This is a genomic window from Streptomyces spectabilis (assembly GCF_008704795.1).
GTDB lineage: Bacteria > Actinomycetota > Actinomycetes > Streptomycetales > Streptomycetaceae > Streptomyces > Streptomyces spectabilis.
Map to the genome: position 1 here is coordinate 7031070 of NZ_CP023690.1, position 22380 is coordinate 7053449.

The 22380-nt window shown below is 73.0% G+C and carries 22 protein-coding genes; 16 read left to right on the forward strand and 6 right to left on the reverse strand.

Features of this window, described 5'->3' with window-relative positions; genetic code table 11:
- The 4 genes from CP982_RS30930 (at position 1) to CP982_RS30945 (ending at position 5479) form a co-directional block, all read left to right on the forward strand.
- Positions 1-2859, forward strand: coding sequence for a bifunctional acetate--CoA ligase family protein/GNAT family N-acetyltransferase (locus tag CP982_RS30930; protein ID WP_150513463.1), 2859 nt, complete (start codon positions 1-3; stop codon positions 2857-2859).
- 74 nt (positions 2860-2933) lie between these two features.
- Complete coding sequence (locus CP982_RS30935) at positions 2934-3539, forward strand: DUF5998 family protein (protein ID WP_150513464.1); 606 nt, start codon at positions 2934-2936, stop codon at positions 3537-3539.
- A complete protein-coding gene (locus CP982_RS30940) occupies positions 3539-4738 on the forward strand; it encodes an alkaline phosphatase family protein (protein WP_150513465.1) in 1200 nt (399 codons plus the stop codon). The genes CP982_RS30935 and CP982_RS30940 overlap by 1 nt, the downstream gene beginning before the upstream one ends.
- Before the next feature lie 63 nt (positions 4739-4801).
- The gene (locus CP982_RS30945; RefSeq protein WP_150513466.1) at positions 4802-5479 is read left to right on the forward strand and encodes a thymidine kinase; all 678 of its coding nucleotides are present in this window, start codon (positions 4802-4804) and stop codon (positions 5477-5479) included.
- A 36-nt stretch (positions 5480-5515) separates the two neighbouring features.
- Here CP982_RS30945 and CP982_RS30950 read toward each other — a convergent pair whose 3' ends face one another.
- Positions 5516-6343: a VOC family protein gene (locus tag CP982_RS30950; RefSeq protein ID WP_150513467.1), complete on the reverse strand. Its 828-nt coding sequence runs from the start codon at positions 6341-6343 to the stop codon at positions 5516-5518.
- Positions 6344-6798: 455 nt separating this feature from the next.
- Here CP982_RS30950 and CP982_RS30955 point away from each other — a divergent pair, with 455 nt between their 5' ends.
- Positions 6799-7629 (forward strand): sulfurtransferase, encoded by an 831-nt coding sequence (locus tag CP982_RS30955; RefSeq protein WP_150513468.1) that lies wholly within the window; start codon positions 6799-6801, stop codon positions 7627-7629.
- A 199-nt stretch (positions 7630-7828) separates the two neighbouring features.
- Here the strand turns inward: CP982_RS30955 and sepH are convergent, their stop codons facing one another.
- Positions 7829-8890, reverse strand: a complete 1062-nt coding sequence (sepH, locus tag CP982_RS30960; RefSeq protein ID WP_150513469.1) for a septation protein SepH — start codon at positions 8888-8890, stop codon at positions 7829-7831.
- Between the two features lie 498 nt (positions 8891-9388).
- Between sepH and CP982_RS30965 the strand changes: the two genes are divergently transcribed.
- A complete protein-coding gene (locus CP982_RS30965; protein WP_150513470.1) occupies positions 9389-10627 on the forward strand; it encodes a hypothetical protein in 1239 nt (412 codons plus the stop codon).
- A 28-nt stretch (positions 10628-10655) separates the two neighbouring features.
- Here the strand turns inward: CP982_RS30965 and CP982_RS30970 are convergent, their stop codons facing one another.
- Together CP982_RS30970 and CP982_RS30975 are read right to left on the reverse strand one after the other, a co-directional pair.
- The gene (locus CP982_RS30970; RefSeq protein WP_150513471.1) at positions 10656-12005 is read right to left on the reverse strand and encodes a D-arabinono-1,4-lactone oxidase; all 1350 of its coding nucleotides are present in this window, start codon (positions 12003-12005) and stop codon (positions 10656-10658) included.
- Positions 11935-13203: an MFS transporter gene (locus tag CP982_RS30975; protein ID WP_150513472.1), complete on the reverse strand. Its 1269-nt coding sequence runs from the start codon at positions 13201-13203 to the stop codon at positions 11935-11937. The genes CP982_RS30970 and CP982_RS30975 overlap by 71 nt, the downstream gene beginning before the upstream one ends.
- A gap of 204 nt (positions 13204-13407) precedes the next feature.
- Here CP982_RS30975 and CP982_RS30980 point away from each other — a divergent pair, with 204 nt between their 5' ends.
- On the forward strand, positions 13408-14547 hold the full coding sequence (locus tag CP982_RS30980; protein ID WP_150513473.1) for a ferrochelatase: 1140 nt from the start codon (positions 13408-13410) through the stop codon (positions 14545-14547).
- Positions 14548-14556: 9 nt separating this feature from the next.
- On the forward strand, positions 14557-15375 hold the full coding sequence (locus CP982_RS30985; RefSeq protein ID WP_150513474.1) for an inositol monophosphatase family protein: 819 nt from the start codon (positions 14557-14559) through the stop codon (positions 15373-15375).
- Between the two features lie 88 nt (positions 15376-15463).
- Here CP982_RS30985 and CP982_RS41885 read toward each other — a convergent pair whose 3' ends face one another.
- Positions 15464-15637 (reverse strand): hypothetical protein, encoded by a 174-nt coding sequence (locus tag CP982_RS41885; RefSeq protein WP_170316514.1) that lies wholly within the window; start codon positions 15635-15637, stop codon positions 15464-15466.
- A gap of 330 nt (positions 15638-15967) precedes the next feature.
- Between CP982_RS41885 and CP982_RS30990 the strand changes: the two genes are divergently transcribed.
- From CP982_RS30990 to CP982_RS31005, 4 genes are all read left to right on the forward strand, one after another.
- The gene (locus tag CP982_RS30990; protein ID WP_138962241.1) at positions 15968-16621 is read left to right on the forward strand and encodes a response regulator transcription factor; all 654 of its coding nucleotides are present in this window, start codon (positions 15968-15970) and stop codon (positions 16619-16621) included.
- 6 nt (positions 16622-16627) lie between these two features.
- Positions 16628-17860 (forward strand): sensor histidine kinase, encoded by a 1233-nt coding sequence (locus CP982_RS30995; protein WP_150513475.1) that lies wholly within the window; start codon positions 16628-16630, stop codon positions 17858-17860.
- Between the two features lie 393 nt (positions 17861-18253).
- Positions 18254-18550, forward strand: coding sequence for a DUF4193 domain-containing protein (locus tag CP982_RS31000; RefSeq protein WP_030680288.1), 297 nt, complete (start codon positions 18254-18256; stop codon positions 18548-18550).
- Between the two features lie 13 nt (positions 18551-18563).
- Complete coding sequence (locus tag CP982_RS31005) at positions 18564-19562, forward strand: hypothetical protein (RefSeq protein ID WP_150513476.1); 999 nt, start codon at positions 18564-18566, stop codon at positions 19560-19562.
- A gap of 29 nt (positions 19563-19591) precedes the next feature.
- Here CP982_RS31005 and CP982_RS31010 read toward each other — a convergent pair whose 3' ends face one another.
- A complete protein-coding gene (locus CP982_RS31010) occupies positions 19592-20038 on the reverse strand; it encodes a DUF3093 domain-containing protein (protein ID WP_150513477.1) in 447 nt (148 codons plus the stop codon).
- A 58-nt stretch (positions 20039-20096) separates the two neighbouring features.
- Between CP982_RS31010 and CP982_RS31015 the strand changes: the two genes are divergently transcribed.
- The 4 genes from CP982_RS31015 to kdpF all read left to right on the forward strand — a co-directional run bounded on the left by CP982_RS31015 (position 20097) and on the right by kdpF (position 22374).
- Positions 20097-20681: a PaaI family thioesterase gene (locus CP982_RS31015; protein ID WP_150513478.1), complete on the forward strand. Its 585-nt coding sequence runs from the start codon at positions 20097-20099 to the stop codon at positions 20679-20681.
- On the forward strand, positions 20678-21208 hold the full coding sequence (dut, locus tag CP982_RS31020; RefSeq protein WP_030680277.1) for a dUTP diphosphatase: 531 nt from the start codon (positions 20678-20680) through the stop codon (positions 21206-21208). Before CP982_RS31015 ends, dut begins: the two co-directional genes overlap by 4 nt.
- A gap of 1 nt (position 21209) precedes the next feature.
- Complete coding sequence (locus CP982_RS31025) at positions 21210-21974, forward strand: DUF3710 domain-containing protein (protein ID WP_150513479.1); 765 nt, start codon at positions 21210-21212, stop codon at positions 21972-21974.
- A gap of 310 nt (positions 21975-22284) precedes the next feature.
- The gene (gene kdpF / locus CP982_RS31030; protein ID WP_033264828.1) at positions 22285-22374 is read left to right on the forward strand and encodes a K(+)-transporting ATPase subunit F; all 90 of its coding nucleotides are present in this window, start codon (positions 22285-22287) and stop codon (positions 22372-22374) included.
- Positions 22375-22380: the final 6 nt, after the last annotated feature.

Sequence of the window (22380 nt, forward strand, 5' to 3'; positions counted from 1 at the left end):
ATGCAGACCCCGGCGGACGGCCCAGCGCACACCTCGTCGGACAGCGCCGCGCCCGCCCCCGCGGACGAGCATCCCTACCCCTCCCACTGGGAGGCCGACGTGGTGCTGCGCGACGGCGGCACCGCCCGCATCCGGCCCATCACGGCCGCCGACGCGGACCGCCTGGTCAGTTTCTTCGAGCAGGTCTCGGACGAGTCGAAGTACTACCGCTTCTTCGCGCCCTACCCCCGCCTTTCCGCCAAGGACGTGCACCGCTTCACGCACCACGACCACGTGGACCGCGTCGGGCTCGCCGCCACCATCGGCGGCGAGTTCATCGCCACCGTCCGCTACGACCGCATCGACGCCCAGGGCCGCCCCGCCTCCGGGCCCGCCGACGAGGCCGAGGTCGCCTTCCTCGTCCAGGACGCCCACCAGGGCCGCGGCGTCGCCTCCGCGCTGCTCGAGCACATCGCGGCCGTCGCCCGCGAACGCGGCATCCGCCGCTTCGCCGCCGAGGTCCTGCCCTCGAACACCAAGATGGTGAAGGTCTTCACGGACGCCGGATACCAGCAGCAGCGCAGCTTCGAGGACGGCGTCGTCCGCCTCGAACTCGACCTGGAGCCCACCGACCGCTCCGTCGCCGTCCAGCGCGCCCGCGAACAGCGCGCCGAGGCCCGCTCCGTCCAGCGGCTGCTCGCACCCGGCTCCGTCGCGGTCATCGGCGTCGGCCGCGCCGAGGACAGCGTCGGCCGCGGCGTCCTGCGCAACCTGCTGCGCGCGGGCTTCACCGGGCGCGTCCACGCGGTCAACCGCGCCTTCACGGACGACGCCACCGCCGAGGGCGTCGAGGGGGTCCCCGCCCACCGCTCCGTACGCGACATCGACGGGCCCGTCGACCTCGCCGTCGTCACCGTCCCCGCCGAGCGCGTACCGGAAGCGGTCGCCGAGTGCGGGGAGCACGGCGTCCAGGGGCTCGTCGTCCTGTCCGCCGGATACGCCGAGAGCGGCCCCGAAGGGCTCGAGCGCCAGCGCGAACTCGTCCGCCAGGCCCGCTCCTACGGCATGCGCCTCATCGGCCCCAACGCCTTCGGCGTCATCAACACCGCGGACGGCGTACGCCTGAACGCCTCGCTGGCCCCCGAACTCGCCGCCGCCGGGCGCGTCGGCCTGTTCACCCAGTCCGGCGCCATCGGCATCGCCCTGCTGTCCCGGCTGCACCGGCGCGGCGCGGGCCTGTCGTCCTTCGTCAGCGCGGGCAACCGCGCCGACGTCTCCGGCAACGACGTCCTCCAGTACTGGTACGACGACCCGGACACCGACGTCGCGCTCATGTACCTGGAATCCATCGGCAACCCCCGCAAGTTCACCCGCCTCGCCCGCCGCGCCGCCGCCGCGAAGCCCCTCGTCGTCGTCCAGGGCGCCCGGCACAGCGGCATCGCCCCCACCGGGCACGCCGGAGCCGCGACCCGGCTCCCGCACGCCACCGTCTCGGCGCTGCTCCGCCAGGCCGGGGTCATACGGGTCGACACCGTCACCGAACTCGTCGACGCCGGGCTCCTGCTCGCGGGCCAGCCGCTGCCCGCCGGGCCCCGCGTCGCCATCCTCGGCAACTCCGAGTCCCTCGGCCTGCTCACGTACGACGCGTGCGTCGCCGAAGGCCTGCGTCCGCTGCCCCCGCGCGACCTGACCACGGGCGCGACGCCCGAGGACTTCCGGACCGCGCTCGGCGCCGCGCTCGCCGCCGACACCTGCGACGCGGCCGTCGTCACCGTCATCCCCTCGCTCGGCGAGTCGAGCCGGAAGGGCCAGGGCGAGACGCTCGCCACCGCCCTGCGGGCGGCCGCGGCCGGGTGCCCCACCAAGCCCGTCGCCGTCGTCCACGTGGAGCTCGGCGAGCTCGCCGAGGCCCTCTCCGCCGCCGCGAGCACCAAGCCCCGGGCGGCCGCCGCCCGCCCGGACGACCGGCCGCCCGCCGCCCCGCCCGCGGCCGACGCCCCGCCGCCGCACGCCCGCATCCCCGCCTACCCCGCGGCCGAGCGGGCCGTGCGCGCCCTCGCCGAAGCCGTGACGTACGCCCAGTGGCGGCACGACATCGCGGAGCCCGGCAAGGTGCCCGAGTACGACGACATCGACGAACGGGGCGCCGCCGACCTGATCGCGGGCCTCCTCGCCAAGGGCGACGACCCCCACGGCCTGACCCTCGGCCCCGACGACGCGTGCGACCTGCTCGGCCGCTACGGCATCCCCGTGCGCCCCGTCCTGCCCGCGCCCGACGCCGACGCGGCCGCCGACGCCGCCCGCAGGCTCGGCTACCCCGTGGCCCTCAAGACCACGGCCCCGCACCTGCGCCACCGCCCCGACCTCGGCGGCGTACGCCTCGACCTCGCCGACGAGGAGCAGTTGCGCCGCGCCTACCGCGAGCTCACCCACGCCCTCGGCCGCCCCGCCGAGCTGCGGCCCGTCGTGCAGGCCATGGCCCCGCGCGGCGTCGACACCGTCGTGCGCGCGGGCCACGACCCCGCCGCCGGGGCGGTGCTGTCCTTCGGCCTCGCGGGCGCCGCGTCCGAACTCCTCGGGGACACCGCGCACCGGCTGATTCCCGTCACCGACCGGGACGCGGGCACCCTGGTGCGGTCGATCCGGACCGCGCCCCTCCTGTTCGGCTGGCGCGGTTCGGCCCCCGTGGACACCCCCGCCCTCGAAGAGCTGCTCCAGCGGGTCTCGCGCCTCGTCGACGACCACCCCGAAGTGGTGACCGTCTCACTGGAACCGGTGGTCGTCGCCCAGGACGGCCTGTCCGTCCTCGGCGGCACCGTCCGCCTGGCGCCGCCCCCGGCCCGCGACGACCTGGGACCGCGCACCCTGCCCGCCTACTGACGAGAGCCCCGCGCCGCCCGCCGAGGCGGCCACCGCGCGCCTCGGGGCAGGCGCCGGGTCGTAGGATGGGCGGCATGGCAAAGACCGGTACCACGACCCAGGGGCTGCGCGCGGCGATCGAGCGCAGCGGCTACTACCCGGCCCTCGTGGCCGAGGCGGTGGAGGCCGCGGTCGGCGGCGAGACCATCGGGTCGTACCTGGTCCACCAGGAGACCACCTTCGACGCCAACGAAGTGCGCCGTCACGTGACGGTGCTCGTCCTCACCGACACCCGCTTCATCGTCAGCCACACCGACGAGCAGGCGGCCGACAGCACCTCGCCGACCCCGTACGCCACGACCTCCACCGAGTCCGTGAAGATCGGCCGGATCTCGTCGGTCGTCGTCAGCCGCGTCGTCGCCAACCCCGAGAAGTACGTCCCCGGCTCCCTGCCCCGTGAGGTCGTCCTCACGATCGGCTGGGGCGCCGTCTCCCGCATCGACCTCGAACCGGCCGCCTGCGGCGACCCCAACTGCGAGGCCGACCACGGCTACACGGGCAGCTCCACCGCCGACGACCTCAGCCTGCGCGTCAGCGAGGCCGGCGACGGCCCGGACACGGTCCGCCAGACCCTCGCCTTCGCCCAGGCCCTCTCCGAGGCCACGGCGGCCACCGCCGGCGACACGGGCACCGCCCGCTGATGGTCACAACCGACTTCACCGGCGGCTGGGACGACGTACAGCCCCTGGACCCCGCCACCGCCCCGCTGCCCGAGTACGGCACCGGGTCGCTCGCCGACCTGCTGCCCACCCTCGTCGCCCACCAGGAGGTCGACGGTTTCGCGCCCGCGATCCCCGAGCTGGCCCCCGCCGACCGGAACTGCGTCTTCCTCATCGACGGGCTGGGCTGGGAGCAACTCCGCGCCCACCCCGCCGAAGCACCCTTCCTGACCTCGCTCCTGGGCTCCTCGCGCGGCGGCACCGGACGCCCCATCACCGCGGGCTTCCCGGCCACCACGGCCACCTCCCTCGCCTCCGTCGGCACCGGGCTCCCCCCGGGCGCCCACGGCCTGCCCGGGTACACCGCCCGCAACCCCGACACCGGCGAGCTGATGAACCAGCTCCGCTGGAAGCCGTGGACCGACCCGCACGCCTGGCAGCCGTACCCCACGGTCTTCCAGCGGGCCCACGAGGCCGGCATCCACACCGCCCAGGTCTCCTCGCCGACCTTCGAGCACACGCCGCTCACCAAGATCGCCCTGAGTGGCGGCACGTTCCGCGGCCGTCTGTCCGGCGAGGACCGCATGGACCTCGCCGCCGAGCAGCTCGCCGCAGGTGACCGCTCCCTGGTCTACACGTACTACGCGGAGGTCGACGGCAAGGGCCACCGCTTCGGCCTCGACTCCGACGCCTGGCGCGGCCAGCTCATGTACGTCGACCGCCTCGTGCAGCGCCTCGCCGAGCAGCTGCCGCCGCGCAGCGCCCTGTACGTCACCGCCGACCACGGCATGGTCGACATCCCCTTCGACGAGGACTCCCGGATCGACTTCGACGAGGACTGGGAGCTGCGCGCGGGCGTCGCCCTGCTCGGCGGCGAGGGCCGCGCCCGGCACGTCTACGCCGTCCCCGGCGCCGAGGCCGACGTCCTCGCCGTCTGGCGTGAGGTCCTGGGGGAGCGCTTCTGGGTGGCCGGGCGCGACGAGGCCATCGCCGCGGGGTGGTTCGGCCCGCGCGTCGACGAGCGCGTCCACGGCCGCATCGGTGACGTCGTGGCCGCCGCGCACGACGACGCCCTGATCATCGCGTCCCGCACCGAGCCCCATGAGTCCGCGATGGTCGGCAACCACGGCTCCATGACCCCCGCCGAACAGCTCGTACCGCTGCTCGAAGTACGCTCCTAGCCGCTCGGCGCCCCCACGGGCGCCCCCGCACGCCCCCACACGATGAAAGGCCCTCAACTCCCCATGCCTGAGCTGGTGTTCTTCTCCGGAACGATGGACTGCGGGAAGAGCACCCTCGCGCTGCAGATCGAGCACAACCGCTCGGCACGCGGCCTGGAGGGGCTGATCTTCGCGCGCAACGACCGGGCGGGGGCGGGCAAGCTCTCCTCCCGTCTCGGCCTCGTCACCCGGGCCTTCGAAGTCGCCGACGGCCTCGACTTCTACGCCCACCTCGTCGACCGCCTCTCCCAGGGCGGCCGCGCGGACTACGTCATCGTCGACGAGGCGCAGTTCCTCACCCCGGAGCAGGTCGACCAGCTCGCACGCGTGGTCGACGACCTGGGCCTGGACGTCTTCGCCTTCGGCATCACCACCGACTTCCGCACCCGGCTCTTCCCCGGCTCCCAGCGGCTCGTGGAGCTCGCCGACCGCATAGAGGTCCTCCAGGTCGAGGCCCTGTGCTGGTGCGGCGCCCGCGCCACCCACAACGCCCGCACCGTCGGCGGCCACATGGTCGTCGAAGGCGCCCAGGTCGTCGTCGGAGACGTCAACCAGGCGGCCGACGAGGTGGGCTACGAGGTCCTGTGCCGCCGTCACCACCGCCGCCGCATGACCGCCGCTTCCGCCCGCGCGGGCGCCCTGTCGCCGGACGTCCTGCCGCTCGACAGCGACAGCGCCGTGGGCACCCTGGAGCGCTCCTAGGGCCTGCCCGGCGGGTCGGTGCGGCGCCGACGCCGGTCAGGCCGTCCGCACAGGCTCCTGGCAGGACCGCTCGGTGTGCACGAGCGTGAACACCGCGCCCTCGGGGTCGGCGACCGTCGCGATCCGGCCGTACGCGCCCTCGCGCGCGGGACGCACGACACGGCCGCCGAGCTCGACCACCCGCGCCACCGCCGCGTCCACGTCCGCGGCCTCGAAGTACGTCATCCAGTACGCGCCCCGGTCGCGCGGCAGCTCGTTCCCGACGCCGTGCACCGAGGCCACCGCCCGGCCTTCCAGGAACAGCGTCAGGACGTCCGCGTCGGGGTCGCCGGACGCCTCCTCGGTGTAGCCGAACAGCGTCCGGTAGAACTTGCCGACCTCCGCCGTCTCCCGGGTCACCAGCTCGTTCCAGGCGGGCGTGCCCGGCACCCCGGCGACCGCGGTGCCCAGGTGCTCCGCGGGCTGCCAGATGCCGAACACCGCGCCCGCGGGGTCCGACGCGATCGCCATGCGCCCGGCCTCGGCCGCGTCCAGCGGGCCGACGCCGACCGTGCCGCCGCAGTGCCGTGCCATCTCCGCCGTCTCGCCCGCGTCGTCCGACGCCAGATACGGCGTCCAGGCGATGGGCAGGCGCCGGTCGGCCGGCAGCTCGCCGATCCCGGCCACCTCGCGGTCGTCCAGGAAGGCGCGCACGTAGGGCCCCAGCTGCTGCGGCCCGGGCCGGTACGTCCAGCCGAAGAGCTGCGCGTAGAACTCCTGGGTCGCGGCCAGGTCGTGTGCCATCAGGCTCACCCAGCAGGGCGTGCCGGGTGCGGGCCGCGCGGTCGGTACGCGTCGGCTGTCCGGCCACCGTGCCTCGGTCATCGTCACTCTCTCCTCGGGCCCTCGTGGCGCCGACAGCCCACGGCCGTCACGGACGGACGACGTCAGGGACAGGACCCGCGATCCGTCAGCTGCTGCCTGACGTCTCTCGTCCGTCCGCTGCCGTGCGCCACCCGTCACCCGCCGTCGGTCAGCCGCCGCCACTCCGCTTCGATTCGCCTTTCGAACGCGCGTACCCTGGCCGCGCGCATGCCCGTCCGTTGCAGATGCTTGCACCACCCGCCGTCCGGCGCCCCCCGGCCGCGCCGCCCTTTCCCGTTTCCTGGCGGAGGATGCCCGGTCTGCCGTTTCCCAGCCGTAAACGTGCGATTGCCGAGCCGTGTCCGTCTTCGGTACAGGGCGTGCCCGGTTCCGTACGCCACGTGTTCGGGCGGGTCCGGCCGAGCAGGTTAGCCGGACCTGGACGCGGCGGCCACCCCATGGGCAAGGTTGGGCCCATGAATGCCATCATCTCCGCATCCGAACTCGCGAGCGACCTGGAGGGCGGGAATCCGCCAGTGGTCCTCGACGTCCGCTGGCAGCTCGGCGGTCCGCACCAGCGCCCTGCTTACGAAGAGGCCCACATCCCGTCGGCGGTCTTCGTCGACCTGGACGCCGAGCTCGCCGGTCCGGCCGGCGCGGCCGGGCGGCATCCACTGCCGGACCCCGAGCGCTTCGGCGCGGCGATGCGGGCGGCGGGCGTCTCGGGGGACCGGGGCGTGGTCGTGTACGACGGCGGGCAGGGCTGGGCCGCGGCGCGCGCCTGGTGGCTGCTGCGCTGGGCGGGGCATCCCTCGGTGCGGGTCCTCGACGGCGGCCTCGCGGCGTGGGGCGGCGCGCTGGAGTCCGGCGACGTACGGCCGCCCGAGGAGGGCACGTTCGAGCCGGTCCCCGACTCCGTGCCCCGGCTCGACGCGGACGGCGCGGCCGCCCTGGCCCGCTCGGGCCTGCTCCTGGACGCGCGGGCCGCGGAGCGCTACCGGGGCGACGTCGAGCCGATCGACCGCGTGGGTGGTCACATCCCGGGCGCGGTCTCGGCCCCCACGACGGAGAACGTCCGCGACGATGGCCGGTTCCGTACGGCCGGGGAGCTGGCGGCGCGCTTCACGGCCCTGGGCGCGTCCGACGCCCCGGAGGTCGGGGTGTACTGCGGCTCGGGCGTCTCGGGCGCCCATGAGGTCCTGGCCCTCGCGGTGGCGGGCATTCCGGCGGCGCTGTACGTCGGTTCGTGGTCGGAGTGGTCGTCGGACGCGTCCCGTCCGGTGGCGAAGGGGCCGGATCCGCAGTAGAGGGGAAGCGGAAAGTGGAGGAGAGCTGCCGGTCCTCGCGGAGCCGAGTCCCACGGCGTGATCCTCACGCTCCGTACACGGCGGACCGTCACGCTCCGTGACGGTGTGCGTCATGTGAAGGGCCCGTACGGATCTTGCGTACGGGCCCTTCGGTGTGTCCGTGCGGCGCGCGGAGGATGGTTCCTCCACCTCCGCGCGGCTACTCCTGCTTCTTGCGGCGGGTGCCGAAGACGATCTCGTCCCAGCTCGGCACGGCGGCGCGGCGGCCGGGCCGGACGCCGTCCGCCTCGGCCTGGCGGTCCGTGGAGCCGACCAGGCGCTCGCGGTGGCTGGCCACGGCGCGCGGCATCAGCACGTCCGCGTACGCCGAACCGGCCGACGCGGCGCTCGCCGGGGGCTCCTCGGCCTCGGGCTCCTGCTCCGGCTCGTCCTGTGCGGACGGCAGTTCGGAGGGTGCGGTGGTGGGGCGCTCCGGGACGACCATGTCGCCCCGGAAGCTCGGTACCGCCTCCAAGAGGCTGGTCAGGGAGTCGCGCTCCTGCTCGGCGATCGCCCCGCTCGGGCCCGGCTCCTCGGCGGGCTCGGGCGCCGGGGCGCCGGGGCGGTCGAGCGCGCGCTCCAGCGGCCGGTCCCGGGGCAGCCGGGCGATGCGCGGCACGAACGGAAAGCTGGGCTCGGGCGCGGCGATGTCGTCGGTCTCGCCGATGAGGGCGCGGGCCTCGTCGTCGACGGCCTGGACGAGACGGCGCGGCGGGTCGTACGTCCAGCTCGCGGAGTGCGGCTCGGTGGCGACGCGGTAGACGAGCAGCACCTCCCAGGTGCCGTCGTCGCGGCGCCAGGAGTCCCACTGGACGGATTCCTTGTCGGCGCCGCGCAGCAGCAGCCGCTCCTGGACGGCCTCGCCGAGCTGGGGTCCGGTGTTCTCGCCGGGGCGGCGCACGGGGGTCTTCCGGGCGCGCTCGGCCATGAAGGCGCGCTCGGCGAGCACGGGGCCCTCGAAGCGGCGGACGCGGTCGACCGGGATGCCGGCGAGCGAGGCGACTTCTTCCGCGCTGGCTCCAGCGCGTATACGGGCCTGGATGTCTCGGGGCCGGAGGTGGCTCTCCACCTCGATCTCGATCTGGCCGAGTCTCGGGCGGTCACCGCGTACGGCGGCGCGGAGTCGTTCGTCGATGGGAAGCGTGTACTCCGTGCTGTCCGCAGCCTTCAGCACCAGCCGTGTGCCGTCGTTGCTGACGGCCACGACACGCAGTTCGGGCATGGGGACCTCCCGGGTGGTGCCTGCCGACGTCACGTGCGTCGCTGCTTCCGCTAGTCGAGTGTGGCCTGCCCGGGTGCAGCCTGCCACAACCTTGCCGAGTTGCCCGGCGTGTCGGGCATGGGCCCTGGATCGCCGTTATGGCACGGTTACCTATTCGCAACGCTAAGTGACTATGTTCGTCACCCTGTGCAGCGAGCCCCCTCCCGGCGGTCCTGGCTGGCCCCGGGCACCCTGGATGGAGACCGGGCCCAGGGCTGGCAACACTACTCCATTCGGGCCACCCGGGTGGACCGGCACGCCGCCGAACTTCTCCCGGGTGAAGGGAGTTGATGGCGGCAAAGGGCGCGAACGCCCCGCGCACGGGTGGCGCTCTTCACGTAAACGCCAGAAGTGGAACTATTTTCTTCGGACGTACGTCCCTTTCTCATGTGACTCGCGTGACTCATGCGCGAATCGACAGTGAAGTCGGCAAGGCGAGAAAGGCGGCAAGAGTCGGAGATGCGTGGGAAGCCGGATATCGGCAGGACGTCGCAGGACACGTCGGAAGGCACGTCGGAGGACGCGCCGAAGAAGCGGCTCGACGTGAGCGTGCCGCAGGTGGCGGGCAGTGCCGTGGCCGCCGTCCTGGCCGCGAAGCTCGCGTCCAGCTTCGGCGTGTACGGAACGATCCTCGGCGCCGGTGTGGTGAGTGGCATCGCCACCTGCGGCGGCACGGTCTTCCAGCACTTCTTCAAGCGCACCGGCGAGCAGATCCGCGACGTCGCGGTGCAGGCCAAGCCGAAGGCGCAGCAGGTGCCGGTGACGGCGGCCACGCCGGTGCCCGAGGTCTTCAGAGCCACGCCTTCCGCGCCCCCGCCCGGCTACGCGACCGGCACGGGGCCGGTGGCCACCACCTGGGGCAGGCAGCCGACGGGCCCCTACGGCCCGGACGCGGACCCGACCGCGGCCCTGCCGACGACCGGCGCGGCCGACCCGACCGCCGCGCTGCCGATGGCCGGTGCCGCCGATCCGACGGTCGCGCTGCCCGCCGTCGGGGCGGGCGATCCCACCACCGCCCTGCCCGCCGCGTCCGCCGACGCCGAGCGGACGCAGCTGCTCGGTTCCGTGGACGCCACCCAGCTGCTGCCGCGCGACCAGCGCACGCAAGTGCTGCGCGCCACCGGCCCGTCGGTTCCCGGACCGCCGCAACCACCGCTCCCGCCGGACGAGTTCACCGAGGGCACCACGCACCGCGCGCGGGTGACGAGCTGGAAGCGGCCGCTGGTCGCCGCCGCCGTCGTCTTCGGTGTGGCGCTCACCGGCATCACCACGTACGAGCTGGTGAGCGGCCAGAGCTTCAGCGGTGACGACAAGAGCACGTCCATCGCCGACTTCGTGAAGGGCAAGAACTCCTCCTCGAAGTCGGACGATCCGCAGCCGGGCGACGACTCCGGCCAACCCTCCGACGAGGGCACTCCCGACCCGGGCGACGGCTCCCAGCAGGGCGACGACACGACCAAGGATCCGACCGGCAAGCCCTCGCCGGGCGACGACACGGGCTCGGACACAGGGACCGACACCGGCAAGGACCAGGGCGGCAAGCCCGACGACGGCGGCAAGGACGACGGCGGCAAGGGCGACCCGACGCCCACGCCCACTCCGACGCCCACCCCCACCCCGACCCCGACCCCGACGCCCACGCCGTCGAAGGGCGGCGGGAACGGCCTCCAGGAGGAGCAGCAGGCGCCCGACCAGTGAGCCGGGCGACCGCCTCGGGCCCCGCGGCTCAGTCGCCGAGTACCCGCCGCAGATAGGCGTTGGCGAAGAGCCGGTCCGGGTCGAGGCGGTCGCGCAGCGCCGTGAACTCGGCGAAGCGCGGGTAGGCCTCGGCGAAGTACGCGGCGTCGCGGGTGTGGAGCTTGCCCCAGTGGGGCCGTCCCTCGTGGGCGACGAAGATCTGCTCCGCGGCGCTGAAGTACGTACGGAAGGGCGTGCCCTTGTAGAGGTGCACGGCGATGTACGCGCTGTCGCGGCCGGACGCCGTGGAGAGCGTGATGTCGTCGGCGGGCGCCGTGCGGACCTCCACGGGGAAGCTCACGCGCAGTGGGGAGCGCTCGATCATCGTCCTCAACTCCCGCAGCGTGTCCACGAGCGCCTCGCGCGGGACGGCGTACTCCATCTCCACGAAGCGCACCCGCCGGGGGCTGGTGAAGACCTTGTACGGGATGTCCGTGTAGGTGCGGGCCGACAGGGCCTTGCTGGAGATCTTGGCGATGGACGGGATGGTCGCGGGCACGGCGCGGCCGAGCGAGTTGACGACCTGGAAGAGGCCGTTGGAGAGCAGTTCGTCCTCTACGAAGGCGCTGATCGTGCCGGGCGGGTCGGCGGGGCCCAGGCTGCGGTTGTTGCGCTTGGTGTTGCAGTTGTCGGTGTGCGGGAACCAGTAGAACTCGAAGTGCTCGTTCTCGGTGACGAGTTCGTCGATCGACCTGGTGACCTCGTCGAAGGTCATCGGCTCCTCGCGGGCCCTCAGCAGGAAGAGGGGCTCTACGGAGAACGTGATCGCGCTGATGACGCCGAGCGCTCCGAGACCCACGCGCGCGGCGGCGAAGACGTCGGGGTGCTCGTCCGGTGAGCAGGTGAGGATCTCGCCGTCCGCGGTGACCAGTTCGAGCGCCGTGATCTGGGCGGCGATCGACGCGGAGTCGCGGCCCGTGCCGTGCGTCCCGGTGCTGACGGCTCCGGAGACCGTCTGCTCCATGATGTCGCCCATGTTCGTCAGCGACAGGCCCTCGCGGGCGAGCGCGGCGTTCAGGCGCTTGAGCGGGGTGCCCGCCTCGACGGTGACGGTGCCCGCGGCGTGATCGATCGCACGGATGCCGGTGAGCAGGTCGGGGCGTATCAGCAGGCCGTCGGTCGCGGCGGCGGCCGTGAAGGAGTGGCCGCTGCCCACGGGCTTCACGGTCAGGCCATCGGCCCTGGCTCCGCGGACCGCCGCGACGAGCTCGTCGACCGAGGCGGGCGTGGCCTCGCGCGCGGGGCGCGCGCTGACGGTGCCCGCCCAGTTACGCCACGCCGCTCGACTCCTCCCGCTGGTCGCTGCCGCGCCCGTGCCCCTGCTCGCTGCCCTGCTCATGGGTCCCTCCCCGTCGCGGATCCGGCCGCTTCAGCCGGCGATACCCCAGGAATCCGACCGCCGCCGCGAGCGCTCCGGCCACGCCCGGCACGCCGTACCCGGCGCTCGGTCCCGCGGCGTCGATCACCCAGCCGGCCACGGAGGAGCCGAGCGCGATCCCGACGGCGAGCCCGGTGCTGACCCAGGTCATGCCCTCGGTCAGCTTCGCGCGTGGTACGTGCTGTTCGACGAGGGCCATGGTCGTGATCATCGTCGGCGCGATGGACAGGCCCGCGAGGAAGAGCGCAGCGGCCAGGAACGGCAGGCTCCCGACCAGTTGCAGCGGGATCATACTCACGGCCATCGCGCAGAGACCCACCAGCCACCTGCGCGCGGGCGACCCCTTGAAGTGCATGAGCCCGAAGCCGACGCCCGCGAGGCACGAGCCGAGCGCGTACGCGGCGAGGACCAGGCTCGCGGCGCTCTTGCGCCCCTCCTCCTCGGCGAAGGCCACCGTGACCACGTCCACGGCGCCGAAGATCGTGCCCGTGGCGACGAACGCGGCGACCAGGACCTGCAGGCCGGGGGAGCGCAACGCCGAGCCCCCCGTGTGGTGTTCGCGCGGGTGCGGCACCGGCTCGGTGGCGCGCTGCGCGGTCAGCCAGAAGACGCCCACGGCCAGGAAGACGGCGGCGAGCAGCGGCCCCGACTCGGGGAACCACACCGTGGACAGGCCGATCGAGATGATCGGCCCGAAGATGAAGCAGATCTCGTCCACGACGGACTCGAAGGAGTACGCCGTGTGCAGCTGCGGGGTGTCGCGGTACAGGGCCGCCCAGCGCGCCCGGACCATCGAGCCGAGGCTCGGCACGGCGCCCGCGACCGCGGCGAAGACGAACAGCGTCCAGTCCGGCAGCTCGAAGCGCGCGGCGAGCAGCAGGCCCGCGACGGCGACGAGCGTCACCAGGGTCGCGGGCCGCAGCACCCGGCGCTGGCCGTGCCGGTCCACGAGCCGGGATATCTGGGGGCCGATGGCGGCGGCGGACAGCGCGACGGTGGCGGACAGGGCGCCCGCGAGGCCGTACCGCCCGGTGATCTGGGAGACCATCGTCACGATGCCGATGCCCATCATCGACAGCGGCATCCGCCCGATGAACCCGGCGACGGAGAAGCCCTTGCTGCCGGGGGCGGCGAAGATGGCGCGGTAGGGGCTCGGCACGTGGACTCCGCGGGGGCGCAGGGGCGGCCGACCCGTGAGAGGTCGCGCGGCTCCGGTAAGGCGTGAAGATGGCTGATACAGCTTACGGCCGCGAGGGCCTTCGGCGCACCGGTAATTCCCGACCCGCGCGGACGTGCCGGGGGAGTACCGGCGGGGGGTACTGCGGTTTTCCGGCTGTCAGTGCCGAGTGGCAGGATCAAAGACATGTCCGATGCGCTGGATTCCCCACTGGATCCCACTCCGTACGACGCTCTGCTGCTGCTCTCGTTCGGCGGGCCCGAGGGCCCGGACGACGTCGTTCCGTTCCTGGAGAACGTGACGCGGGGCCGCGGCATCCCCAAGGAGCGCCTGAAGGAGGTGGGGCAGCACTACTTCCTCTTCGGCGGCGTCAGCCCCATCAACGACCAGAACCGCGCCCTGCTGGACGCCCTGCGCAAGGACTTCGCGGACCACGGCCTCGACCTGCCGGTGTACTGGGGCAACCGCAACTGGGCGCCGTATCTGACGGACACCCTGCGGGACCTGACGCGGGCCGGCCACCGCCGCGTGCTCACCCTCGCCACCAGCGCGTACGCCTCGTACTCGGGCTGCCGGCAGTACCGCGAGAACCTCGCGGACGCGCTCCGCACCCTCCAGGAGGAGGGCGTGGAGCCTCCGCGCGTGGACAAGCTGCGGCACTACTTCAACCACCCGGGCTTCGTGCGCCCCATGGTCGACGGCGTCCTGGAGTCCCTCGCGGACCTCCCCGAGGAGGTGCGGGACGGCGCGCACCTGGCCTTCACCACGCACTCCATCCCGACGGCCGCGGCCGACACCTCGGGCCCGGTGGCCGACCACGGCGACGGCGGGGCGTATGTGCGCCAGCACCTGGACGTCGCCCGTGTGATCGTGGACGCCGTGCGCGCGGAGACCGGCGTCGACCACCCCTGGGAGCTGGTCTACCAGTCGCGCTCCGGAGCCCCGCACATCCCGTGGCTGGAGCCCGACATCTGCGACCACCTCCAGGAGCGGCACGAGGCCGGGGCGCCCGCCGTGGTGATGGTCCCGATCGGCTTCGTGTCGGACCACATGGAGGTGCTGTACGACCTCGACACCGAGGCCACGGCGAAGGCGGCCGAGCTGGGTCTGCCGGTGCGGCGCTCGGCCACCGTGGGCGCCGACCCGCGGTTCGCCGCGGCGGTGCGCGAGCTGGTCCTGGAGCGCGCCGCGACCGAGAGCGGGCGCGCGGTGACGCCCTGTGCCCTGGGCGCGCTCGGCGCCGGCCACGACCTGTGCCCGGTGGGCTGCTGCCCGGCACGCACCCCCAAGCCCGCCGCCGCGGGCGCCGACAGCCCGTTCGTCTGAGGAGCCCCCGTGACCGACCGCCCCGCCGCTCAGGACGGCCTGAAGGCCGAACTCCTCGCCGTCGCCCTGGAGGCCGCGCACCGCGCCGGTGAGCTGCTGCGCGACGGCCGCCCGGACGACCTGGGCGTGGCCGCCACGAAGAGCAGCGCCGTCGACGTCGTCACCGAGATGGACATCGCGTCCGAGAAGCTCATCACGGACTTCTTCGCCGACCGCAGGCCCGATGACGGCGTGCTCGGCGAGGAGGGCGCGAGCTTCGAGGGCAGCAGCGGCATCCAGTGGGTGGTCGACCCGATCGACGGCACCGTGAACTACCTGTACGGCCGCCCGGACTGGGCGGTGTCCATCGCCGCGCGCGCGGGCGGCGAGACCCTCGTCGGCGTCGTGCACGCGCCCGTGCGCGGCGAGACGTTCCGCGCGGTGCTCGGCCGGGGCGCGTACGTCAACGACAGGCCGGCGCGCGTCCGTGCCGCGCCCCCGTTCGACCAGGCCCTGATCGGCACCGGCTTCGGGTACGTCGCACAGCGCCGCGCCCACCAGGCCGAGGTCGCCCGGGAGCTGCTGCCGCGCGTGCGGGACATCCGCCGCGGCGGCTCGGCGGCCATCGACCTGTGCGACGTGGCCGCGGGCCGTCTGGACGCGTACTACGAACGCGGCCTGAACCCCTGGGACTTCGCCGCCGGAGACCTCGTCGCGCGCGAGGCGGGCGCCCGCACCGGCGGCCGCCCCGGCGAGACCCTGTCCACCGAGCTGACGGTGGCGGGCCCGCCCGGCCTCTTCGAGCAGCTCCAGACGTTCCTGGACGAGCGGGGCGCCTGGCACGACTGAGCGCCCGCACCGCCCGAGGGCGCACGCCAGGGCCCCGGCACCCGCGTCCGCGGGGTGCCGGGGCCCTTACGTGTCACGTGTCGGCCGGTCAGGAGGACGGGACGGCGACCTCCACACCGTGCTCGGCGGCCAGGCGGTGCAGGTCCTCCAGCTCGGCCAGCTCGACCTCGGCCAGGAAGTCGTCGCCCGTCTCGCGGGCCTGCGCGAGGTCGGATTCCGTGGCCTTTATGCGCTGCAGGAGACCTGCGGTGAATGCGTCCATGGTTGCGCCCCCTCGGCTGGGTCGTGTGGGTCGGCGGCACGGGGTGTGCCCGAGAAGCGGCGATCACGTCCGATGACGCTGCGTGGAGCGCGTCGTGGCGCATCACATACGAAGCGTGATCGCGGGGTGTACAGGCCGTCCTCCCCCCGGCCTCCCTCAGGGAAACCTCAAACACGGGCGGAAGTCCGAGAAATTCCCCTGTTCCCAGGGGCACCGGCCGTCTTACAGCCGGTTTATGGCCGAAAGGGGCAGGATGGAGGCCTCACCCCCAGATCAGACCTGCCCTGCCCACGGGAGAACCGGGGCCGGGCACAGAGGAAGGACAGCGACGTGCGCGTACTCGTCGTCGAGGACGAGCAGCTGCTCGCCGATGCGGTGGCCACCGGACTGCGCCGGGAGGCCATGGCAGTCGACGTCGTGTACGACGGCGCGGCCGCCCTGGAGCGCATCGGCGTGAACGACTACGACGTGGTCGTCCTGGACCGCGACCTCCCGGTCGTGCACGGCGACGACGTCTGCCGCAAGATCGTCGAGCTGGGCATGCCGACGCGCGTCCTGATGCTCACCGCGTCCGGCGACGTCAGCGACCGCGTCGAGGGCCTGGAGATCGGCGCCGACGACTATCTGCCCAAGCCCTTCGCGTTCAGCGAGCTGACGGCACGCGTGCGTGCCCTGGGCCGGCGCACCAGCGTGCCGCTGCCGCCGGTCCTGGAGCGCGCCGGCATCAAGCTCGACCCGAACCGCCGCGAGGTGTTCCGCGAGGGCCGCGAGATCCAGCTCGCGCCGAAGGAGTTCGCGGTCCTGGAGGTCCTGATGCGCAGCGAGGGCGCCGTGGTCTCCGCCGAGCAGCTCCTGGAGAAGGCCTGGGACGAGAACACGGACCCGTTCACGAACGTCGTCCGGGTCACGGTCATGACCCTGCGCCGCAAGCTCGGCGAGCCCGCCGTCATCGTCACGGTGCCCGGCTCGGGCTACCGGATCTGATCTCCGGTGGCCGCGACACCCGCGCCGCCCGCGGCGCCCCCCAAGCCGACATGGGACCCCCGGAAGGTCGAACCGCCCTTCCCGTGGCTGCGCCCCACCATCCGCATAAGGCTCACGCTCCTGTACGGCGGCATGTTCCTGATCGCGGGCATCCTGCTGCTCTCGATCATCTACCTGCTCGCCGCGCAGGCGCTGAACGTGGGCAGTGAGCTGCCCTTCAAGATCGTCTCGGGCCGGGTGGAGAGCAAGGTCTGCGACCTGCCCAGCCGCGCCTCGCCCGACGAGTTCAACGCGGCGATGAACGCGTGCGTGAACGAACAGCGCCAGCACGCCCTGGACAACCTCCTGAGCCGTTCGCTGCTCGCCCTGCTCGGCCTCGCCGTGATCGCCTTCGCCTTCGGGTACGCGATGGCGGGCCGCGTCCTCTCGCCGCTCGGCCGCATCACCCGTACCGCACGCCGCGTGGCGGGCACGGACCTCAAGCGCCGTATCGAACTGGACGGCCCGGACGACGAGTTGAAGGAGCTGTCCGACACCTTCGACGAGATGCTGGACCGCCTGGAGCGCGCCTTCACGGCCCAGCAGCGGTTCGTCGCGAACGCCTCGCACGAGCTGCGCACCCCGCTCGCGATCAACCGCACGCTCCTCGAAGTGCAGCTCTCCGATCCGCACGCGCCGCCGGAGCTCCAGCAGCTCGGCAAGACGCTGCTCGCGACCAACGAGCGCAGCGAGCAGCTCGTGGAGGGCCTGCTGCTGCTCGCCCGCAGCGACAACCAGATCGTCGAGCGCAAGCCCGTGGACCTCGCCGAGGTCGCCAACCGCGCCGTCGACCAGGCGCGCGCCGAGGCCGAGGAGAAGGGCGTGGAGATCCGCGGCGAGCGCGGCCTCGCGATCGTGCAGGGCAACGGCGTCCTGCTGGAGCGCATCGCGCTGAACCTCGTCCAGAACGCCGTCCGGTACAACGTGAAGGAAGCGGGCTGGGTCGAGGTGACCACGGAGGCACAGCACGGCCAGGCCGTGCTCGTGGTGGCGAACACCGGACCCGTGGTCCCCGCGTACGAGATCGACAACCTCTTCGAGCCGTTCCGCCGGCTCCGTACGGAGCGCACCGGCAGCGACAAGGGGGTGGGTCTCGGCCTGTCCATCGCCCGGTCGGTGGCGCGCGCCCACGGGGGCCGTATCATCGCGGAGCCTCGTGAGGGGGGTGGGCTCGTGATGCGCGTCACCCTGCCGATCTGAGATGCTGCCGCGTGACGCGCCGGATGTTCGCTTTGAGCGGAATTTTCAGGATCTGATCCTGTCAATTTCGTGTGTGATCGATCACAGAGGCGAATTTTTGGCCATCTACTCTCCGTGACCGCGAAAGTCGTCGGAAAGCCGGGAAAATCCGGGTTTTCGAGGGTCTTGATCACGGGAAGTACACGGGGTGGCGCCCGTGAAGTGCGACATTCGGACCGTGTACGGTCCCGATCGCCATCCAAACCGATCACCTCTTCAGGGGTGCGGTTGGGTGTCGATTGAGTAACAGACCTTGATGTGAGGCAAAATCTCCGCCTCAGGTCGGGCACAAGTCCGGCCTCTCACGCGTTACGTGCGCTGAGACACCGCAGACACCCAGAGGGGGAGAGCGACATGGCAACGGACTACGACACCCCACGCAAGACCGACGACGACGTCGACTCGGACAGCCTTGAAGAGCTGAAGGCCCGGAGGAACGACAAGTCCTCCTCGGCCGTCGACGTCGACGAGTTCGAGGCCGCCGAAGGCCTCGAGCTGCCCGGAGCGGACCTGTCCAACGAGGAGCTCGCCGTGCGCGTGCTCCCCAAGCAGCAGGACGAGTTCACCTGCATGAGCTGCTTCCTGGTGCACCACCGCAGCCAGCTGGCCCGGGAGAAGAACGGTCAGCCGATCTGCCGCGACTGCGACTGAGGCGAGGTCGGCCGTGACAGGTTCGACCCCGCCTGGGAAGAACCGCTTCGGCGACCACGAAGCGGACGCAGCCGTGCCATCCGGCGCGACGGATGCCGAGCGGGGCCCTGGGGCCTCGCTCAGGCCCGCCGACGCGTCGGGAGCGGGACCGGCCGACCCCGTCGGCCACCAGGGCCTCGCCAGGGCGCAGAGCGGCGCTGAGACGGCGTACGAGGCGGTCCCCGCGCTCGTGCACCACGCGGCGGCGACGTCGCCGCACACGGCCGTCGAGGCCGTGCGAACCGCGACGACGGCGGAAGACGAGGGCCCCACGACCAAGGGCAAGCGTTTCTCCGCCGTCGCGAACGGCTTGAAGAACGGGGCGCTGCGCGGTGGCCGCGGAGCCAGGGCCGGCATCGGCTATCTGGCCGACCGGATCATCGAGAACGCCCCCCGGGTCCCCGTCCGGGACCTGGCCACCCTCCGCAAGCAGTTCCCGGGCCTCGGCCCGGAGCAGCTCGCGGACAAACTCATCGCGGGCGCGGCGAACGCGACCTCCACGGTGGGCGCCGGAGTGGGCGCCGCCGCCATGCTGCCGGTCCCGCCGGCCATGCCCGCCGAGCTCGCCGCCGAGATCACCGGCGTCGCCGCGATCGAGCTGAAGCTCATCGCCGAGCTGCACGAGGTCTACGGACGGCGACCGCCCGGCCCCCTCAAGCAGCGCAGCAGCGCGTATCTGCGGTCGTGGACCGAGGAGCGCGGCATCGACGTGGCCAAGCCCGCGTCGATAAACGCCGCGCTCGGCGGCCAGATGAAGCGGGAGCTGCGCCAGCAGATCATGAAGCGGATGGTGCGGAACCTGCCGAACCTGATGCCGTTCATGGTTGGAGCCGCGGTCGGGGCGTTCATGAACCGCCGCGACACGAAGAAGCTCGCCGAGCGCGTCCGCGCCGATCTGCGCCGCACGCAGGTGCCCTGGGACGCCCTGGGGGAGCTGCCGCCGCTCACCGGCCCCAAGGAGCTGGAGTCCTGAGCCGTCGGCGTGCCGCCCCCCCGGCGGGGCTACGCCGCCGTGACCGTCCCCAGCGCCTTCGCCAGCGCCTGAGGGTTCCTGGTGGACACGTACACGTACGGGGTCGGGTCCTCGGGATCCGTGACCTCGACGCGCAGCGCCGTCGGGATGTAGCTGCGCAGCACCATGAACGCGCGCGGGTCGGCCTTGTGGGTCCGCCAGGCGCGCGCCCCGGCCGCGTCCAGGGGCTCGGCGGGGCCCAGCGCCGTCAGCGGGATCTTGGCGTCCCCGGCGACCAGGAAGCCCGCCACGACCCGGATGCGCACCGAGCCGTACGCGCTGGTGAGCACCGCTGCGAGCGCCGTGCCCGCGACCAGGCCGCCGAGCAGCGCCAGGGTGCCGAACGGGAGCGCGATCAGGCCCGCCGCGATGCCGACGAGCACCGAGACGAACCACCACGAACGCGGCGCGGTCAGGCGTTCTTCGTAAGGCTGCATGAAGCCAAGCTTGGCATGGTGCGCGACCGCCGCTGACGCGGAGGTAAGGTCTGCGCCTGTGAGTGGTACTACTGCGGCCCTGCGGCCCCCGGCCGACGCCATACCCCCCGTACGGCACCCCGACGCGCCCGCGCCCGGGGAGCTCATCGGCGCGCACTACGCGCACTGCTTCGGCTGTGGGGACGGCCAGGCCCACGGACTGCACCTCGCGGCCCGGGCCGGCGAAGGCGTCACCGTCACCGCCGAGTTCACCGTGCGCGAGGCGCACCAGGGTGCGCCGGGGCTCGCCCACGGCGGCGTGCTCGCCACCGCGCTCGACGAGACCCTCGGCTCCCTGAACTGGCTGCTGCGGGTGATCGCCGTGACCGGACGCCTGGAGACCGACTTCGTGCGGCCGGTGCCGGTGGGCACCGTGCTGCACCTGGAGGCCGAGGTCACCGCCGTCGCCGGACGGAAGATCTACTCGCGGGCCACGGGGCGCATAGGCGGCCCCGAGGGGCCGCTCGCCGTCCGTGCCGACGCCCTCTTCATCGAGGTGAAGGTGGACCACTTCATCGACAACGGCCGACCCCAGGAGATCAGGGCGGCCATGAACGACCCGGACCAGATCCGGCGCGCCCGCGCCTTCGAGGTGAACCCGTGACCGACCGTGCCCCTCTGGACGTGCTGATCAGGCGCGTCGACCCCGACGTACCGCTGCCCGCGTACGCGATGCCCGGCGACGCCGGTGCCGATCTGCGCACCACCGAGGCCTGCGAACTCGCGCCCGGTGAGCGGGCGGTGCTGCCGACCGGGGTTTCCATCGCCCTGCCCGAGGGGTACGCGGCCTTCGTGCACCCCCGGTCCGGCCTCGCCGCCCGCTGCGGTGTCGCCATGGTGAATGCCCCAGGGACGATTGATGCCGGGTACCGTGGGGAGATCAAGGTGATCGTGGTGAATCTCGACCCGCGCGACAGCGTGCGGTTCGAGCGCTTCGACCGGATCGCCCAACTGGTCGTCCAGCAGGTCGAGAAGGTGCGCTTCCAGGAGGTGGCGGAGCTTCCCGGTTCGGCGCGGGCCGAGGGGGGCTTCGGGTCCACCGGCGGTCACGCCGCTGTGGGCGTCAGCTCGGGCGAACAAACGGGTGGGAATCGATACGCGTCGGTCGTATCCGACCGGGAAGGACAGTGACGTGTTCGGACGTCGCAAGAAGAGCGGTGCCGCCGAGGACGCGGCGGGCGAGGCCGAGCAGGTCGTCGACGGCACGGAGGACGCGGAGACCGAGGGCGCGGCGTCGCAGCGCGTGCGCCTGGAGCCGGAGCCGCGCCCGGACGGGCCCTGGGACGACTCCGAGGTCCGCGAGCCCGGCGAGGGCCGGGTGGACCTCGGCGGTCTGTTCGTGCCGGGGGTCGAGGGCATGGAGCTGCGCGTGGAGGTCGCGGGTGACGCGATCGTCGCGGCCACCGTCGTGCTCCAGGACAGCGCCATCCAGCTGCAGGGCTTCGCCGCCCCCAAGCGGGAGGGCATCTGGGGCGAGGTGCGCGAGGAGATCGCCTCCGGCATCACCCAGCAGGGCGGGGTCATCGACGAGGTCGAGGGGCCGCTCGGCTGGGAGCTGCGCGCGCAGGTGCCGGTGCAGCTGCCGGACGGCACGAGCGGCTTCCAGGTCGTCAGGTTCGTGGGCGTGGACGGCCCGCGCTGGTTCCTGCGCGGGGTGATCTCCGGGCAGGGCGCGGTGCAGCCGGGGGCCGCGGGTCTGCTGGAGCAGATCTTCCGGGACACGGTCGTGGTCCGCGGCGAGGGCCCGATGGCCCCGCGGGACCCGATCGTCCTCAAGCTGCCCGACGACGCGCAGATGGTCGCCGAGGGCGTTCAGCAGGAGGACCAGGAGGCGTCCCGGTTCTCCGGCGGCATGGGCCAGCTGGCCCGGGGACCGGAGATCACCGAGGTCCGCTGACGGCGAGAGCCGCTGACGCGAAGAGGCGCGAGCCGAGGGGCCGCACTCCCGATTCGGGAGTGCGGCCCCTCGGCGTTTTACGCGCGTGAACTGGTTGAACGTATCGCCGTAAGAGATTCGTCAACGCCGCGCCAATGGCCGCTAGGGAGACGTCAACAGCGATCGAAACCCGCCATTGAGGCGGTTTCCTCATGACGTCAGCAATTCCGAATCTCATCTAGGAGCACACGATGGCCGACGTGGCCTTCGTCGTCACCACGCTCGCGGTATTCGCGCTGGTGGCTCTCGTCGCCAAGGGGGTGGCGAAGCTGTGACCGCCGAAAACATCGTCGGCCTCGTCGTGGCCGTCGCCCTCCTCGGCTATCTCGTCCTCGCCCTTGTGTTCCCGGAGAGGTTCTGAGTCCCC

Coding starts and splice junctions, on each gene's coding strand:
- CP982_RS30930 (WP_150513463.1), top strand. CDS start 1: ATGCAGACCCCGGCGGACGGCCCAGCGCACACCTCGTCGGACAGCGCC.
- CP982_RS30935 (WP_150513464.1), top strand. CDS start 2,934: ATGGCAAAGACCGGTACCACGACCCAGGGGCTGCGCGCGGCGATCGAG.
- CP982_RS30940 (WP_150513465.1), top strand. CDS start 3,539: ATGGTCACAACCGACTTCACCGGCGGCTGGGACGACGTACAGCCCCTG.
- CP982_RS30945 (WP_150513466.1), top strand. CDS start 4,802: ATGCCTGAGCTGGTGTTCTTCTCCGGAACGATGGACTGCGGGAAGAGC.
- CP982_RS30950 (WP_150513467.1), bottom strand. CDS start 6,343: ATGACCGAGGCACGGTGGCCGGACAGCCGACGCGTACCGACCGCGCGG.
- CP982_RS30955 (WP_150513468.1), top strand. CDS start 6,799: ATGAATGCCATCATCTCCGCATCCGAACTCGCGAGCGACCTGGAGGGC.
- sepH (WP_150513469.1), bottom strand. CDS start 8,890: ATGCCCGAACTGCGTGTCGTGGCCGTCAGCAACGACGGCACACGGCTG.
- CP982_RS30965 (WP_150513470.1), top strand. CDS start 9,389: ATGCGTGGGAAGCCGGATATCGGCAGGACGTCGCAGGACACGTCGGAA.
- CP982_RS30970 (WP_150513471.1), bottom strand. CDS start 12,005: ATGAGCAGGGCAGCGAGCAGGGGCACGGGCGCGGCAGCGACCAGCGGG.
- CP982_RS30980 (WP_150513473.1), top strand. CDS start 13,408: ATGTCCGATGCGCTGGATTCCCCACTGGATCCCACTCCGTACGACGCT.
- CP982_RS41885 (WP_170316514.1), bottom strand. CDS start 15,637: ATGGACGCATTCACCGCAGGTCTCCTGCAGCGCATAAAGGCCACGGAA.
- CP982_RS31000 (WP_030680288.1), top strand. CDS start 18,254: ATGGCAACGGACTACGACACCCCACGCAAGACCGACGACGACGTCGAC.
- CP982_RS31010 (WP_150513477.1), bottom strand. CDS start 20,038: ATGCAGCCTTACGAAGAACGCCTGACCGCGCCGCGTTCGTGGTGGTTC.